Source organism: Nonomuraea sp. H19 (assembly GCF_052068215.1).
GTDB lineage: Bacteria > Actinomycetota > Actinomycetes > Streptosporangiales > Streptosporangiaceae > Nonomuraea.
In genome coordinates, this window is sequence record NZ_JBQHCV010000001.1 from 62,140 (window position 1) to 77,595 (window position 15,456).

Sequence of the window (15,456 nt, forward strand, 5' to 3'; positions counted from 1 at the left end):
ATGCAACGTAACTTTTGCGATGTCGCGAAGCTCCGCGACAGCGGCGAGGCCGGTCGGCCTCCCTTGTTTTGAAGGAGATCCCCATGAGCGACTACCCGATGACGATCGTCCCCGGCCAGGCCGAGGTCCAGGGCCTGCTGGAGCGGGCCGTGGCCGAGCAGGGCTACCCCGGCATGATCGCTGAGATCCGCGACGGCGCACGGCAGTGGTTCGGCGCGGCAGGCGTGGCCGACATCGCCACCGGCCGGGAACGCGCGGCACAGGACCAGTTCCGCGTCGGCAGCATCACCAAGACCTTCACCGCCACACTGGTGCTGCAACTGGCCGCCGAGTACAAGCTCAGTCTCGACGACACCGTGGAGCAGTGGCTGCCCGGGCTGGTGCAGGGCAACGGCCACGACGGCGCGAAAATCACCATCAGGCAGCTCCTCAACCACACCAGCGGCATCTTCGCCTACACCCTCGACGAAGGCATGCTCGAGCGCTACTGGACCCCCGCCCTGCTGGAGCACCGCTTCGACAAGCTGACCCCCGAGGACCTGGTGAAGATCGCCGTGTCCCACCCGGCCGACTTCCAGCCGGGCCAGGACTGGGGCTACTCCAACACCAACTTCGTCCTCGCCGCCATGATCGTGGAAAAGGCGGCCGGCATGTCGTACGCCGACGCGATCGAATATCGCATCGCCCGCCCGCTCAAGCTGACCGGAACGTACGCTCCCGGCGACGAGACAGGATTCCGCGGCCCGCACACATGCGCCTACTCCAAGCTGATGCTGCCCGACGCCGACGCCCCGGTCCACGACGTGACCGAGCTGAGCCCGTCGTACGCCTTCGGGGTCGGCGAGCTCATCTCCACCGCCGCCGACCTTAACACCTTCCTGGGCGCGCTCCTGAAGGGCCGGCTCCTCCCGCCCGCACAGCAGAACGAGATGTTCACCATGACCCCGGTGCCCGACGGCAAGTGGCTCGACGGCTACAGCTACGGCCTGGGCATCTCCTCGGTCGAGCTGCCCTGCGGCACCACCGTCTACGGCCACGGCGGCATGATCACCGGCACCTGGTCCTACCTGTACGGCACCCGCGACGGCAAGCGCGTGTCCGTCCAGAACGTCAACGGCGACTGGGGCGTCCCGCCCATGGGAATCTTCACCGACGTGCTCGACGCGGCCTTCAGCCCGGATAACGCCCTCGCCGCCGAGCCCGCCACCCGCTGAATCACGCCACCCCCGCAACGTGCACCATACGCTGCTATGTCGTCGCCCAGTCCTATCGTGCGGGCGAGCCGCCGGACATCGGGCTGGACCAAACCAAAGACGGCGGCGCTCACCGACGTGATCATCGCAGCGGGTCTCCGCGCTGTGCCGGCTCCGATCGGTCTCCAACTCCTCCGCGACCGGGTCCCGGAGAGCGGGACAAGAAACCGCCGGCTGTAGATCATGGTGCGCGGAGGGCGCGCCCGATGAGGCATTCCATGACGGCGCCGTACGGATGGCTTCCATGGAAGTCTTGGGCGGCAGGCCGAGCAGGGGGGCGCCGGGGCCGGGAGGCCGCCGCCTGGCGCTTTGGGGGGAAGTGGGGGAAAAGGTGGATTATTGGAGTAAACCAGAAGTAGGGGATAAGCGTCTGGGGTCTGACAATTGTCGCGCATTTCGGCTTATGAGTGAAACATTATGTCGGTACTTAAGCCTTAGTGTGGTCATTTGATTACGGTTAGTTATCGTCGCTTCAATGTGACCAATCCGTAGCCGTTCGCTATGACGACACGCCGGATCAGTGCGGGCATCATGCCTATCGTGAGCGAGGGAAGCGTCGCCGACGCCAAAATTGGGGTAAGGCTCGCGTCGAGACTTCCGGCACGAACGGATGACTCCGACCTTAGGGAACTGACGAGCCTCGCCGTACAGGGAGATCGCAGTGCGATCGAATCTCTGCTCGGCGAGTTGCGTCCCATGGTGGTGCGGTATTGCCGCGCCAGGCTGGGCAGGGTTTCAGGGCAATATCACATTGCCGACGATGTTGCCCAGGAGGTGTGCATCGCGGTGTTGTCCGCGTTGCCGCGATACCGGGACATGGGACGGCCTTTCGCGTCCTTCGTCTTCGGGATCGCCTCGCACAAGGTGGCCGATGCGTTGCGGAGTTCGGTGCGGTCGGCCGTACCGACTCAGGACCTGCCCGACGGGCCCGACGAGGGGCCGGGGCCGGAGGAGACCGTGGTCCGCTACATCGAGGTGGAGCACGCGCGCAGGCTGCTGGCAAGGCTGCCGGAGAATCAGCGGGAGTTGCTGCTGTTGCGGGTGGTGTCGGGTCTCTCTGCGGAGGAGACCGGTAATGTACTCGGTATGTCACCAGGTGCGGTCCGCGTCGCCCAGCATCGGGCGCTGGCCAGGCTGCGGCAGATGGCGGAGCTGGAGTCCGCTTGACGCCAGACGAGGGGGAGACCGACGCGCTGCTCGATGCGCTCGGTCGTGGAGAGGTGCCGCCTGACTCAGGCGATCCAGATCCGGCCGTGCGGTTGCTGGCCGCCCTGGTCGATGATGTCAGGCGCCGGCGGCCGTCGTCCTCCGTGCTCGACAATGCCGTACTCGACAACGCCGGGCTCGGCGGTTCCGGGCTCGGTGAGGTGGGTCAGCGGCGTTCCTCCGTGTCGATGACGCCGTCGACGTAGCCTCTGGCGTACTCCCAGCTGACGTAGTCTGCCGGGTCCGGGTGGAAGGCCGGCTCGTGGACCTGGGGCTGGCCCTTCTCGATCATTTGTCGTAGGTTGCCGCGGAGTAGCTCCCAGTCGAAGAAGTGCTGCTCGCCGCATTCCGGGCAGTCAAGTACGAGACCCAGCACCCCCTGAGGTTCGAGCAGGGAGCGGAAGACCTCGACGTCGGCAAGGTCGGTGATGGCCTCATCGCGCTCGGCTGCGGTGAGCGGCTCAGCGTCGTCGAGCGCGCCCATCGCTGAGGAAGGGTCGTTCGGGTCGTCCGCGAACGGGTCGCGGGGGACGTCTTCCAGCACCTTCCCACCATATGACCGATGCGGCCCCAGCGGTGAGTATTAGCTCAGCCATCCGCGACGAGTGGCCTCCACACCTGCGTGGAAGCGGGATTGAGTGCCCAGCTCGGCCATGGCGTCGGCGAATCTGGCGCGTACGGTCCTGACCGACACTCCGAGCTGGCGGGCGATGGAGTCGTCGCACATGCCTTGCGCCGCCAGCCGCAGGACCTGCACCATCCCGTCGCCCCGGCGGCCCCAGGGCAGGGGCACGGCCCTGGCCCACAGCTCGTCGAACAGGGCGCGCAGCATGCCGACCACGATGGGCGTGCGCACTAGATAGAAGTTGTACGCGTGGTCGGGCAGGTTGCCTCCCCAGAACGGGGGCAGGCCGGCGACCTCCGCGCCCGCCGTCATGAACCAGCTCGGCACCGTGGCGAGGGTGCGTACCTGGCCGCCCGCCTCGATCAGCTGGGTCAGCTGGTCGCGGACGCCGGGCAGCGTCAGGGTGGACACCGGGATGACAGCGTGGACGATGAGCAAGTTTCGTTTCTGCGCATCAATCCACGAATCCGCAAATTTGCGGGCAAAATCGGTCATGGTGCGCTCGTCCGGAACTGCGGTGAGTAAATGCATCGGTGGGGAATGGGACTGTACGGCGATACCGACCACGCTCTCGTAAAGCGCGTCCGCACCGTTCACCATCTCCACTGTGAACGAGCCGCTCTGGTAGTCCCGCCCGGCGTCGTAATCGCTGATCAGCCTGCGAATCGAGCCGAACGCCGAGTCGATCATCCGGCTCTCCTCGGCCAGTCGGTCGAGCCGCTCGGCGATCAACCGGCCGAGCGCGGCGGCCGGATGCCGGGCCAGGTATTCTCCCGACTGCTCGTCGACCACTCCCAGTTTGACCAGGTCGTCGAGCTGGCGGCCGACCTTCTCGACCGGGCCGTCCATGGCCTGCGCAAGATCGGTGCGCGTCGCTCTGTGCAGGCGCAGGACGGCTGTGTAGAGCGCCGTCTGGGCCGGGTCGAGGCCCAGCGTCTCGAATGGTTCGGACCGGATTTGGGACTCGTTACGCATTGTGGGCGGCTCCGTAGGGGGTACACGGGCGTGCCGTGAGAATAACGCCGCATTACGCCCGTGTCCGGGTCTTGCGCCGACTCATGGGAGGGGAGGTGCAACTTCGTGCAATTGCACGTTTTCACATTGCGATGTGCCGTTGAGTAACGCAGGATTCACTTAGCGTCGGCATCCTGAAACGGGCGCGGAGGCGCTGGCCATCAGGACGCGGAGGGGGGTTCGGTGGCGCGTTGCGCCTCTGCACCCGGATGCCGGTGGCCGGGCGATGGGACGGATCACCGACCGTCCCGTCGCCCGGCACTTTCGATGCCGGGAGTACGACGGACCGTGGGGGTCATCGTCCTCCCGGCATCAGTGCGTGGTCATGGTTCTCCCCGGCGCCGGCCCCGGTCGCCCCTACCGCCATGAGTGCGTTTGGACGCAGGCCCTAGACTTACTGGAATCAGCGCATCGGCAGGAGGGGGCCGCAGCATGTCCAAGTTCACCGAGATGGGTTTGACCTTCGACGACGTGCTGCTGGTGCCGGGCTATTCAGACCTCCAGCCAGGTGAGGCCGACACCAGATCTCGTCTTTCACGGGGCATCACGCTGTCCATCCCGCTGGTCTCTGCGGCCATGGACACCGTCACCGAGGCTCGCATGGCGGTCGCCATGGCCCGCCAGGGCGGCATCGGCATCCTCCACCGCAACCTGTCCATCGACGAGCAGGCCCAGCAGGCCGACCTGGTCAAGCGGTCCGAGGCCGGCATGGTGACCAACCCGGTCACCTGCAGCCCGGACGACACGCTGGCCGACGTGGAGCGGCTGTGCGCGACGTACCGGATCTCCGGGGTGCCGGTGACGGACGTGTCGGGCACGCTCGTCGGCATCGTGACAAATCGCGACATGCGCTTCGAGAACGACCATTCGCGGCCCGTACGCGAGGTCATGACCAAGATGCCGCTCGTCACCGCCCCGGTAGGGGTGTCGCGCGACGAGGCGTTCGCCCTGCTCAGGAAGAACAAGATCGAAAAGCTGCCCCTGGTCGACTCCGAGGGCAGGCTGCGCGGCCTGATCACGGTCAAGGACTTCACCAAGAGCGAGCAATACCCGCTGGCCACCAAGGATCCCGACGGGCGCCTTCTCGTGGGTGCGGCCGTGGGTGTGGGCGGCGACGCCGAGCTGCGCGCCAAGGCGCTGATCGAGGCCGGGGTCGACGTGGTGGTCGTGGACGTGGCACACGGGCACTCCAAAGGACTGGCCGACATGATCGCCAAGATCAAGGCCAACGCCAAGGTGCAGGTCATCGGCGGCAACATCGCGACCAGGGCGGGCGCGCAGATGCTGGTCGACGCGGGCGCGGACGCGGTCAAGGTGGGGGTCGGACCCGGCTCCATCTGCACCACCCGGGTGGTGGCCGGGGTGGGCGCGCCGCAGGTGACGGCCATCTACGAGGCGTCCAAGGCGTGCGGGCCCGCGGGGGTCCCGGTCATCGGCGACGGCGGGCTGCAATACTCCGGCGACATCGTCAAGGCGATCGCGGCCGGTGCGAACACGGTCATGCTGGGCTCGCTGCTCGCCGGGTGCGAGGAGTCGCCCGGTGAGCTGATCTTCATCAACGGCAAGCAGTTCAAGTCGTACCGGGGCATGGGCTCGCTGGGCGCCGTACGCAACCGCGAGCGCGGCGGCGCCTCCTTCAGCAAGGACCGCTACGCGCAGGCCGACGTCGGCGGCGAGGACAAGTACATCCCCGAGGGCATCGAGGGGCAGGTGCCCTACCGCGGCCCGGTCGCGGCCGTCGCGCACCAGCTCGTCGGCGGGCTGCGCCAGGGCATGTGGTACGCCGGATGTCGCACGATCGAGCAGATGCACACGGACTGCGAGCTCATGCCGATCACCTCGGCAGGGCTCAAGGAGAGCCACCCCCACGACATCCAGATGACCGTGGAAGCCCCGAACTATCACAGAAGGTAAGTTCATGACTCAGCAGGTGGAGATCGGCCGGGGGAAGTCCGGGCGGCGGGCGTATTCGCTTGACGAGATCGGCCTGGTGCCCTCGCGGCGCACGCGTGACCCGGAGGAGGTCTCGATCGCCTGGCAGATCGACGCTTACCGGTTCGAGCTGCCCGTGGTCGTCGCGCCCATGGACAGCGTGGTGTCGCCCGCCACCGCCATCGAGATCGGCCGCCTGGGCGGCCTGGCCCCCCTCGACCTCGAAGGGCTCTGGACGCGGTACGAAGACCCGTTGCCGCTGCTGGAGGAGTGCTCCACGCTGGACACGGCGGCGGCCACGAAGCGGCTCCAGGAGATCTACGCGGCGCCGATCCAGGAAGAGCTGATCGGCCGGCGGATCGAGGAGATCAGGGCCTCCGGCGTGACGACGGCCGTGCGCCTGTCGCCGCAGCGCACCGTCCAATACCACAAGGCCGTGATCGACGCGGGCGTCGACATCTTCGTCATCCGCGGCACGACCGTGTCGGCCGAGCACGTGTCGGGGCGCGCCGAGCCGCTCAACCTCAAGCAGTTCATCTACGAGCTGGACGTGCCGGTCATCGTGGGCGGATGCGCCACCTACACGGCCGCCCTGCACCTCATGCGCACGGGCGCGGCCGGGGTGCTGGTCGGGTTCGGCGGCGGCGCCTCGCACACGACGCGTAACGTGCTGGGCGTGGCCGTGCCGATGGCCACCGCGATCTCCGACGTCGCGGCGGCGCGCCGGGACTACATGGACGAGTCGGGCGGGCGCTACGTGCACGTGATCGCTGACGGCGGCATGGGGACGTCCGGCGACATCGCCAAGGCCATCGCGTGCGGGGCCGACGCCGTGATGGTGGGCTCGCCGCTGGCCCGCGCGGCCGAGGCGCCCGGGCATGGGTTCCACTGGGGGTCGGAGGCGCACCACCCGGACCTGCCCCGCGGGCGGCGGGTCGAGTTCGGGACCGTGGGGACGCTGGCGCAGATCCTGCACGGGCCGTCCAGCGTGGCTGACGGGTCGATGAACCTGATGGGCGCGCTGAAGCGGACCATGGCCTCCACGGGCTACTCCGACATCAAGGAGTTCCAGCGGGTCGAGGTCGTCGTCGCGCCGATCCAGCGCTGATCCTGCCGGAATTCACCATCCGCCGGAGGGGTGCTCGCGTCCCTCCGGCACCTGCTGCTTGATGGGGTGGGTGTCACGCTGGGCAGCCTGGAGTGATCACTCCCAGGGCTTCCAGTCCTCTGTGGGGATCTCAATGCGGATCGGATCCGGCAGGATCAGCGTCTCGCCGAGACCCTAGCTCTCCTCGTGGAGGTAGGCGCCGGAGGCCTGGTCGGGAATCGAGTAGAGGATGATCCTCGATACGGCCGGGTCGAGGTCGACAAGCAGGTAGTAGGGAACCTCGGCCCGGGCATAACCGCACCACTTGCCCTTGCCTGCCTGCTTGCCGGTTGAAGGCCGGTCCTGCCTCGCCGTCGAGGGGGATGTCACTTCGACGACCATTTCGGCTTGATCGGTGATCAGGTGGATCTGCCTGAGCCTCAACGCCTCCTGCAGGACCTCGGCGTCCAGGACGGTGACATCCGGGATGTAGCCGTTCTCCACGGCGATGAAGTTCAGCCCGCTGCCGACGACACTGCTCCATCGGTATGACGGGTCCCTGGAACGCGCCCCATGGATGAGGCTGGCGATCTCCGTGCAGATGACGTTGTGCATGAGGCGGGGGGCGGGGGATACGACGATCTCTCCATCGATGATTTCGACTCGGCTGCCGTCGTGCGGGATGTGGAGATAGTCGTGGAGCTCACCGTCAACCCACATCTGAGATGGCGAGTCGGGCAAGACGACGCGCGACTTTTCTTGCTGGGTAATGACAGCAACGGTCACTTTTTGTGACTCCTCCTTCACGATTAGCTCCCGTCATCGTCGAGGCCTCATTACTCACTGTACTTGGAATACTGCGGACCGTTGCTTATGTCCCGATATGGCGGCCCGGCATCATGCGTGGGTGGACCTCAACTATTACGACACGCTCATCGCGGTCGCGGACGACTGTCCCGTGAGCAGCGCCGTGGTGCCTGCCGCGAGAGGTGGGAAGAAGACGGTCGCGGTCGTCCAGTACGAGCTGATCGCGGCCGATCCCGGCGGCCTGACCCAGGAAGATGTGCTCTTCGAGAGCTGGCTGATCCGCAACGACCGGCCCTCGTCCGAGCGTGCGCGGCTGCGCGCGCAGTTCTTCGCCAAGCCACAGGCCTGCCTGCGGGCGTCGCCGCTGCCGAAGAAGTACGGCTGGGGCCTGCTCTGCGACGAAGCCGGCCGGGTGCGCCTGTGTCCCATGGAATCGCGGAGTATGAGCGGCTCGCCGCCGGAGACGTGCCGGAGGTGAAGGTTCTCAGGGCGCTTCGATCCCGCCGGTCATAACAGCTCATGCAGGTGCTTCTCGGCCCGTAGGGTTTCGCTATGGAGTCGGTTGAGGCGAGAATCGCCCGTCTTGAGCAGCAGGTCGCGTACCTCCAGCGGCATCTCGGCATCGATCCCCGGTTGGTGGAAGAGGGCGGGCCGTTCCTGCCGCCGGCCTTCTACCAGGCGTTGGCGAAGGGGAAGCTCATCATGGGCATCAAGATCTACCGGGACGTGACGGGGGCCTCCCTGCGGGATGCCAAGAACGCGGTCGAGGCACTGGCGCGCCGGGCCCAGCACGGCGAATAGCGGGGACCTCATGGACGGGCCCATGGTTGAGCGGGTGTTCCGGGAGGAGTACGGGCGGGCGGTGTCCGTGCTCGTCCGCGTCTTCGGGGACATCGACCTGGCCGAGGAAGCGGTGCAGGAGGCCTTCACGGTCGCGGTGCGGAAGTGGCCGGATGACGGGCTGCCGCCGAGCCCGGCGGGATGGATCATCACCACGGCGCGGAACCGGGCCATCGACCGGCTGCGCAGGGAGTCCACCCGCCACGAACGGCACGTGGAGGCCACCCTGCTGCAGGCCTCCGGCGAGGCCGCTGACGAGGGTCCCGTCCATGATGACCGGCTGCGCCTGATCTTCACCTGCTGCCATCCGGCGCTGGCCACCCCCACCCAGGTGGCGCTCACGCTGCGGCTGCTCGGCGGGCTCACCACGGCCGAGATCGCCCGCGCGTTCCTGGTGCCGGAGTCCACGATGGCGCAGCGGCTGGTCAGGGCCAAGAGCAAGATCCGGGCCGCGAAGATTCCGTACCGGGTGCCGGGCGAGGCCGATCTGCCCGAGCGGCTCCGGGGCGTCCTGGCGGTCGTCTATCTCATCTTCAACGAAGGCTATGCGGCCAGTTCCGGGGATCGGCTCGGCCGGGAGGATCTGTGCGCCGAGGCCATCAGGCTCGGGCGGCTGCTGGCCGCGCTCATGCCCGGCGATCCTGAGGTCTGGGGGCTGCTGGCGCTCATGCTGCTGATCGAGGCGCGGCGCCCGGCCCGTACCGACGCCGCCGGCGAGATGGTGCTGCTGGCCGAGCAGGATCGGGGCCTTTGGGATCGGGCGCTGATCGAGGAGGGGCAGGCCATCGTGCGGGCCTGCCTGCGGCGCGACCAACCGGGCCCCTACCAGATCCAGGCGGCGATCAACGCGGTGCACAGCGACGCTGCCTCGGCGGAGGAGACGGACTGGGAGCAGATCGTCCGGCTGTACGACCAGTTGCTGGCGTTCCAGCCGAGCCCGGTCGTCGCCGTGCATCGGGCGGTGGCGGTGGCCGAGGTGGCGGGAGCGGAGGCCGCGCTGGCGATCGTCGATGGGCTGGATCTGGAGGGATATCACCTGTTCCATGCCGTACGCGCTGATCTGCTGCATCGGCTGGGACGGGATGCGGAGGCGGCGCAGGCGTACGAGGCGGCGATCGGCCGGGCGGGGAACGAGGTGGAGCGGGAGCTCCTGCGGCGCAAGCGCCGGGCGCTGGACGAGGATGCCTGATTCGCCTTGTGCCGTAGCATCCCGTCGTGGCCGATCTTCAGCACACGCACGAGCTGACCTACGACGGCGACGTCGTCACCAAGCGGTACGTCGACAGCAAGCCCGGCGCGGCCGAGCGCGAATGGCGGGCGCTGCAGCTGCTGGCCGAACACGCCCCCGGGCTGACGCCGGCGCCGATCGCGTTCGAGGACGGCGTGGTGTCGATGTCCAGGATCGACGGGGTGTCGCTGCGCGGGCTGATCGCGCGGGAGGCCGTACACGCCGTGGCCCTGGCCGAGGCCCTCACCGAGATGTACGCCGCGGTGCCGCACCCGGTGCTCGAGACCATCCCGGTACGCCCGTGGCAGCGCGCGGCGGTCGCCGACTGGATCAGGCGGCGGGCCGCGGCCTGGCAGCCGCGGGACCCGCTGGCGGACCGGGCCGTGAAGGAGGGCCTGCGGTGGCTGAAGAGCTGGCGGCCCGGCGAGTCGGGGGTGAGGCCGGTGTTCGGGGCCGGCGACGGCAACCTGGCCAACTTCCTGTGGGACGGCGCCCGCGTCCGCATCGTCGACTTCGAGGACTCCGGGCGCAGCGACCTGGCGTTCGAGCTGGCGGAGCTGGCCGAGCACGTGTCGATGTGGGTGGAGGGCGAAGTGGTGGTCGCGCCGAGGTTCGAGCTGGGCCCGCGGGAGGAGCGGCGGCTGCGCGAGTGCCGCAAGCTGCACGCGATCGTCTGGCTGTTCCTGCTGTCGCACGAGAGCCCGCGCAACCCGCCGGGCACCTTCCAGCGACAGGTCGAGCGGGTGCTGGCGTCATTGTGATGAGGAAAGAGCTCAGCCCGTGAGCACGCCGAGCAGGTGCGAGACCTCCCGCGCCACCGCGTCCCGGCCCGCTTTCACGTATTTGCGCGGGTCGACGACCCGCTGGTCGTGGTCCAGATAGTCGCGCACGGCACCGGTGAACGCCTTGTTCAGGTGCGTCGCGATGTTGATCTTCTTCATGCCGTGCCGTACGGCCTCGCGCAGCACGTCGTCGGGCACCCCTGAAGAGCCGTGCAGCACCAGCGGCACCGGCACGGCGGCGGCCAGCTCGGCGATCAGCGCCAGGTCCAGCACGGCGTCCTTGGTGGTCATCGCGTGTGAGGTGCCCACGGCCACGGCCAGCGCGTCAACGCCGGTGCTGGCGACGTAGTCGGCCGCCTCGTGCGGCTTCGTCCGGGCGCCCGGTGCGTGCACGCCGTCCTTGCCCCCGACCTCGCCCAGCTCCGCCTCCACCCACACACCGCGCTCGTGGCACCAGGCCGCCACCTCGGCGGTCGCGTGGACGTTCGCCTCGTCGGGCAGCGCTGAGGCGTCGTACATCACCGAGCCCACCCCCAGCTCCACCGCCTCCTCCACGAGCGCGCGGTCAGTGGCGTGGTCGAGGTGCACCGCGACCGGCACCCCGGCCCGCCGTGCGACCGCGAGCGAGGCCAGCGCGATCGGCTCCAGCGCGCCGTGGTAGCGCACGCAGTTCTCGCTGATCTGCAGCACGACCGGCAGGCCGAGCGCCTCGGCGCCGGCCACGATGGCGGTGGCGTGCTCCAGTTGGATCACGTTGAACGCGCCCACGCCCGCGGGGGACTGGCTGACGATGTCGCCGATGGCGGCGAGGGGCATGACGTGCTCCTTCAGGTGATGACGATCTTCGGATGGACGTCGGCGTACACGTTCCGATCGAACTCCCCGGCCACCGGCGCGGCCACGGCCGCCGCGCCGAGCGCCGCGGCCCGCCTGAGCCGGTCGGGCCACGGCGCCGGCTCCACCAGCCCCAGCGCCAGGCCCGCGACCAGCGCGTCACCCGCGCCGGTGGGGTTGCCCACCACGGGGTACGGCATCCGCGCCCGGAACGTTCCTTCCCCGGTCACGGCCAGCAGCCCGTCGGCGCCCAGGGACACCACGACCGCCTCGGCGCCCTGGCCGCGCAGAGCCTGCGCGCCCTCGGCGGGCGTGCCGCCGGGCACGGCCCTGCCCAGCTCCTCCGCGTTGGGCTTGACGACGGCCGGCCGTCCCTTGGGGGCGTGGCGCAGCGGCTCCCCGTCGGCGTCCACGATGACCGGCACGCCGGCGAGGTCCGCGAGCGTGGCGTAGATGCCGTCGGGCACGCCGCGCGGCAGGCTGCCCGAGATGACGACCGCGTCGGCGGCGGCCACCAGCGACGTGTAGTGCCGTACGAAGGCCGTCAGCTCGTCGGCCGTGACCTCGGGGCCGGGCTCGTTGAACAGCGCCGTGCGCCGCACCCCGGACGCCGCACCCGTTTCGCAGACCGCCAGCGTCGTGCGGGAGTCGGCGGCGATGGCGCACAGCGCGCTCGGCAGCCGCGCCGCCCGCAGGTCCTCCTCGATCGCCCGGCCGGTCGGCCCGCCCGCCAGGCCGGTGACCAGCACCTCCTGCCCGAGCGCGGCCAGCACGCGGGCCACGTTGACGCCCTTGCCGCCCGCGCGCCGGTGCACCGCGCCGACCCGGTTGACCCCGTCCCAGTCGACGGCCGGCACCTGGTAGGTCACGTCGAGCGCCAGGTTGAGCGTCACGGTGAGGATCATCGCGGCTCCGTGATCCAGCCGCCGTCCTTCATCACCCCGGCCACCTCCAGCTCGTCGGAGAGCACCACCAGGTCGGCCGCCTTCCCGACGGCGATCGAGCCGATCCGGTCGGCCAGGCCCAGCACCCGGGCGGGCGTCAGCGAGGTCACCTGTACGGCGTCGGGCAGCGACAGGCCCACCTCCCGCACGGCGCGGCGGAACGCCACGTCCATGGTCAGCGTGGAGCCCGCGATCGAGCCGCCCTCGACCAGCCGGGCCACGCCGTCCTCCACGCGTACCCGCATGGGGCCGAGCACGTAGTCGCCGTCGCCCAGCCCGGCGGCCGACATCGCGTCCGTGACCAGCGCGGTCCTCCCCGGCCCCGCCACCTCGTACGCCAGCCGCAGCATGGCCGGGTGTACGTGCACGCCGTCGTTGATCAGCTCGACCGTCACCCGCTCGTCGTCCAGCAGCGCGGCCACGGGCCCAGGCGCACGGTGGCCCAGCGGCGGCATCGCGTTGTAGAGGTGCGTGGCCACGCTCGCGCCTGCCTCGATGCCGGCGATCGTCTGGTCGTAGTCGGCGTCGCTGTGCCCGATGGCCGCGATCACCCCCTCGGCGGCGGCCATGCGGATCACCTCGAGCGCGCCGGGCAGCTCGGCGGCGATCGTGAGCATGCGTACGTGCCCGCGCCCGCTCTTGAGCAGCTCCGCGAACTCGTGACGCGACGGCTCGCGCAGCTGCGTGGGGTCGTGCGCGCCGCAGCGGCTCCTGGCGATGTAGGGGCCCTCGAAGTGGATGCCCGCCAGCAGTCCCTCGTCACACAGCTCGGCCAGCGCCGCCGTGGCCCGCGTCAGCCCGGCGAGCGAGTCGGTGACCAGGCTGGCCATGGTCGTCGTGGTGCCGTGGCGGCGGTGCAGCGCCACCGCGTCGCGGGCCCGGTCCTGCTCGCCGGTGGGGAAGGAGCCGCCCGCGCCGCCGTGGTTGTGGATGTCCACGAACCCGGGGATGACGTGCCGCCCACCCATGCTCTGGCCCTGGCCGGGGGCGGATCCGCGGCCGACGTGCGTGATGCGGCCGTCTTCGATGGTCAGCCACCCCTCGTGCACTCCCTCGGGAGTCACGATCCTGGCGTCGGCGAGAGTAAGGCTCATGAAGAAAGAATCACAGATCGCGTGAGGTGCATGGGCTCGTCGGGGTCGAGGCCGCGGGCGGACGCCCTGGCGACGGCCACCCGCTGCGCGCGGATCAGCTCGGCCATCGGGTCGAGCCCGGTCTCGAAGAAGGTTCCGCCGGTCTCCTCGACCTGCGCGCGCAGCCCGTCGGGCGCGGTGCCGAGCATCCACGTCACCCGCCCCGGAGCGGCGATGCTGATCGGGCCGTGGCGGTATTCCATCGCCGGGTACGCCTCCGTCCACGACCGGGACGCCTCGCGCATCTTCAGGGCCGCTTCCTGCGCCAGGCCGACCGACCAGCCGGTGCCGAGGAAGGTGAACTGTTCGGCGTCGACCAGCTCGGCGGGCAGCGGCGCGGCCACGGCCTCCTCGGCGTCCGCGATCGCCTGGGTGAGGTCCTCACCGAGGCCGGCGCGCAGCAGGGCGAGCTGCGTGGTGGCGAACCTGGTCTGCACGACTGAGCGCTCGTCGGCGTAGTCGAGCACGACGACCTCGCCGGCGGCCGTCATGATCGGCGTCTTCGGGTCCGCGGTGATGGCCGTGGTGCTCATTTCCGTCCTGGCCAGCAGCTCCAGGACCTCGGTCGTGGTGCCCGAGCGGGACAGCGCGAGCACGCGGTCGTAGCGGCGCCCGAGGGGGAACTCGGAGGCGGCGAAGGCGTCGGTCTCGCCGTGCCCGGCCTGCTCGCGCAGCACCGCGTACGCCATCGCGATGAACCACGACGTACCGCAGCCGATGACGGCGACCCGCTCGCCCCGGCGCGGCAGCGCGTCGGCAGGAAGGCTCTCGACGGCGCGGCGCCAGCACGACGGCTGGGACGCGATCTCGGTCTCGGTGTGGGTCGTCACCACATGCCTCCATGACTGATTGTTTCTGCTGATTTCATATCATATTAGTGCAGCAATGTGCAGTGGTGGCTCTGGTCTCCCCGGTGTGCCACGCTTGCTCCTGACCGCATCCGCTAGGAGGCCTCCGTGTCCCGCTACGACCGCTGGAACTCCATCCTCGAGCTGCTGGCCCAGGAGGGCCGGTTGTCGGTGGAGGAGGCCGCCCAGGCGCTCGACGTCTCCACCGCGACGATCCGGCGGGACTTCGACCAACTGGCCCAGCAGCAGATGCTCATGCGCACGCGGGGCGGCGCGGTGGCGCAAAGCGTGAGCTACGACCTGCCGCTGCGCTACAAGACGGCCAGGCATGCCGACGCCAAGCACCGCATCGCCGCCGCGGCGGCCGAGCTGGTCACGCCGGGCGCGATCGTGGGACTCAACGGCGGCACCACGACCTCCGAGCTGGCGCGCACCCTTGCCACGTCGTCCACCCTGGAGAGCGGTTTCACCATCGTCACGAACGCACTCAACATCGCCGCCGAGCTCACCGTGCGGCAGCACGTCAAGATCGTGGTGACCGGTGGGGTGGCCAGGCAGCAGTCGTACGAGCTCATCGGGCCGCTGGCGACCGGCGTGCTGGAGCAGGTGACGCTGGACGTGGCGTTCCTCGGCGTGGACGCGCTCGACATCGAGCTGGGCGCCTCGGCCCACCACGAGGGCGAGGCCAGCGTCAACAACCTGTTGATCAGCCGGGCCGCGCAGGTCGTCGTGGTGGCCGACTCCTCGAAGGTCGGCAAGCGGGCGTTCTCCCGCATCTGCCCCATCGGTCAGATCGACACGCTGGTCAGCGACTCCGAGCTCTCCGACGCCTTCGCGGGACAGCTCAGCGACGCGGGTGTCAAGGTCGTACGCGCCTGACAGGGGTTAGGTGGGTAGGTATGGACCGCAGACGATAGGCCATC

The 15,456-nt window shown here is 69.4% G+C and carries 17 protein-coding genes; 10 read left to right on the forward strand and 7 right to left on the reverse strand.

Annotated elements, in window-relative coordinates; genetic code table 11:
* Window positions 1-83: 83 nt before the first annotated feature.
* The 3 genes from ACTMTI_RS00375 (at window position 84) to ACTMTI_RS00385 (ending at window position 2,665) form a co-directional block, all read left to right on the forward strand.
* Window positions 84-1,214 (forward strand): serine hydrolase domain-containing protein, encoded by a 1,131-nt coding sequence (locus tag ACTMTI_RS00375; RefSeq protein ID WP_441117385.1) that lies wholly within the window; start codon window positions 84-86, stop codon window positions 1,212-1,214.
* Window positions 1,215-1,784: 570 nt separating this feature from the next.
* Window positions 1,785-2,420 carry a sigma-70 family RNA polymerase sigma factor gene (locus tag ACTMTI_RS00380; RefSeq protein ID WP_085995996.1) on the forward strand — a complete coding sequence of 212 codons (636 nt, stop codon included), beginning with the start codon at window positions 1,785-1,787 and terminating at the stop codon, window positions 2,418-2,420.
* Entirely contained in the window at window positions 2,417-2,665 is a 249-nt protein-coding gene (locus ACTMTI_RS00385; protein WP_441117387.1) for a hypothetical protein, read from the forward strand. Before ACTMTI_RS00380 ends, ACTMTI_RS00385 begins: the two co-directional genes overlap by 4 nt.
* Here ACTMTI_RS00385 and ACTMTI_RS00390 read toward each other — a convergent pair.
* Together ACTMTI_RS00390 and ACTMTI_RS00395 are read right to left on the reverse strand one after the other, a co-directional pair.
* Entirely contained in the window at window positions 2,626-3,003 is a 378-nt protein-coding gene (locus ACTMTI_RS00390) for a DUF5319 domain-containing protein (protein ID WP_090930411.1), read from the reverse strand. The genes ACTMTI_RS00385 and ACTMTI_RS00390 overlap by 40 nt on opposite strands.
* Before the next feature lie 39 nt (window positions 3,004-3,042).
* On the reverse strand, window positions 3,043-4,059 hold the full coding sequence (locus tag ACTMTI_RS00395) for a LuxR C-terminal-related transcriptional regulator (RefSeq protein ID WP_441117389.1): 1,017 nt from the start codon (window positions 4,057-4,059) through the stop codon (window positions 3,043-3,045).
* 471 nt (window positions 4,060-4,530) lie between these two features.
* Between ACTMTI_RS00395 and guaB the strand changes: the two genes are divergently transcribed.
* Window positions 4,531-6,012: an IMP dehydrogenase gene (gene guaB, locus ACTMTI_RS00400; protein WP_441117391.1), complete on the forward strand. Its 1,482-nt coding sequence runs from the start codon at window positions 4,531-4,533 to the stop codon at window positions 6,010-6,012.
* A 4-nt stretch (window positions 6,013-6,016) separates the two neighbouring features.
* Window positions 6,017-7,138: a GuaB3 family IMP dehydrogenase-related protein gene (locus tag ACTMTI_RS00405; RefSeq protein ID WP_441117393.1), complete on the forward strand. Its 1,122-nt coding sequence runs from the start codon at window positions 6,017-6,019 to the stop codon at window positions 7,136-7,138.
* Between the two features lie 174 nt (window positions 7,139-7,312).
* Here ACTMTI_RS00405 and ACTMTI_RS00410 read toward each other — a convergent pair whose 3' ends face one another.
* Window positions 7,313-7,924, reverse strand: a complete 612-nt coding sequence (locus ACTMTI_RS00410) for a Uma2 family endonuclease (protein ID WP_441117395.1) — start codon at window positions 7,922-7,924, stop codon at window positions 7,313-7,315.
* A gap of 100 nt (window positions 7,925-8,024) precedes the next feature.
* Here ACTMTI_RS00410 and ACTMTI_RS00415 point away from each other — a divergent pair, with 100 nt between their 5' ends.
* From ACTMTI_RS00415 to ACTMTI_RS00430, 4 genes are all read left to right on the forward strand, one after another.
* Window positions 8,025-8,402, forward strand: a complete 378-nt coding sequence (locus ACTMTI_RS00415; RefSeq protein WP_441117397.1) for a DUF6157 family protein — start codon at window positions 8,025-8,027, stop codon at window positions 8,400-8,402.
* A gap of 74 nt (window positions 8,403-8,476) precedes the next feature.
* Window positions 8,477-8,725, forward strand: a complete 249-nt coding sequence (locus ACTMTI_RS00420) for a hypothetical protein (RefSeq protein WP_441117398.1) — start codon at window positions 8,477-8,479, stop codon at window positions 8,723-8,725.
* Window positions 8,726-8,747: 22 nt separating this feature from the next.
* Complete coding sequence (locus tag ACTMTI_RS00425; protein ID WP_441117399.1) at window positions 8,748-9,953, forward strand: RNA polymerase sigma factor; 1,206 nt, start codon at window positions 8,748-8,750, stop codon at window positions 9,951-9,953.
* 26 nt (window positions 9,954-9,979) lie between these two features.
* The gene (locus tag ACTMTI_RS00430; RefSeq protein WP_441117401.1) at window positions 9,980-10,753 is read left to right on the forward strand and encodes a phosphotransferase family protein; all 774 of its coding nucleotides are present in this window, start codon (window positions 9,980-9,982) and stop codon (window positions 10,751-10,753) included.
* A 12-nt stretch (window positions 10,754-10,765) separates the two neighbouring features.
* Here the strand turns inward: ACTMTI_RS00430 and ACTMTI_RS00435 are convergent, their stop codons facing one another.
* The 4 genes from ACTMTI_RS00435 to ACTMTI_RS00450 are packed head-to-tail and all read right to left on the reverse strand — an operon-like array spanning window position 10,766 to window position 14,515.
* The gene (locus tag ACTMTI_RS00435) at window positions 10,766-11,590 is read right to left on the reverse strand and encodes a class II fructose-bisphosphate aldolase (protein ID WP_441117403.1); all 825 of its coding nucleotides are present in this window, start codon (window positions 11,588-11,590) and stop codon (window positions 10,766-10,768) included.
* 11 nt (window positions 11,591-11,601) lie between these two features.
* Complete coding sequence (locus tag ACTMTI_RS00440) at window positions 11,602-12,513, reverse strand: 1-phosphofructokinase family hexose kinase (protein WP_441117405.1); 912 nt, start codon at window positions 12,511-12,513, stop codon at window positions 11,602-11,604.
* Window positions 12,510-13,646, reverse strand: a complete 1,137-nt coding sequence (nagA, locus tag ACTMTI_RS00445) for an N-acetylglucosamine-6-phosphate deacetylase (RefSeq protein ID WP_441117407.1) — start codon at window positions 13,644-13,646, stop codon at window positions 12,510-12,512. Before nagA ends, ACTMTI_RS00440 begins: the two co-directional genes overlap by 4 nt.
* Complete coding sequence (locus ACTMTI_RS00450; protein ID WP_441117409.1) at window positions 13,643-14,515, reverse strand: SIS domain-containing protein; 873 nt, start codon at window positions 14,513-14,515, stop codon at window positions 13,643-13,645. The genes nagA and ACTMTI_RS00450 overlap by 4 nt, the downstream gene beginning before the upstream one ends.
* 126 nt (window positions 14,516-14,641) lie before the next feature.
* Between ACTMTI_RS00450 and ACTMTI_RS00455 the strand changes: the two genes are divergently transcribed.
* Window positions 14,642-15,412: a DeoR/GlpR family DNA-binding transcription regulator gene (locus ACTMTI_RS00455; RefSeq protein WP_441117410.1), complete on the forward strand. Its 771-nt coding sequence runs from the start codon at window positions 14,642-14,644 to the stop codon at window positions 15,410-15,412.
* The last annotated feature ends 44 nt before the right edge of the window (window positions 15,413-15,456 follow it).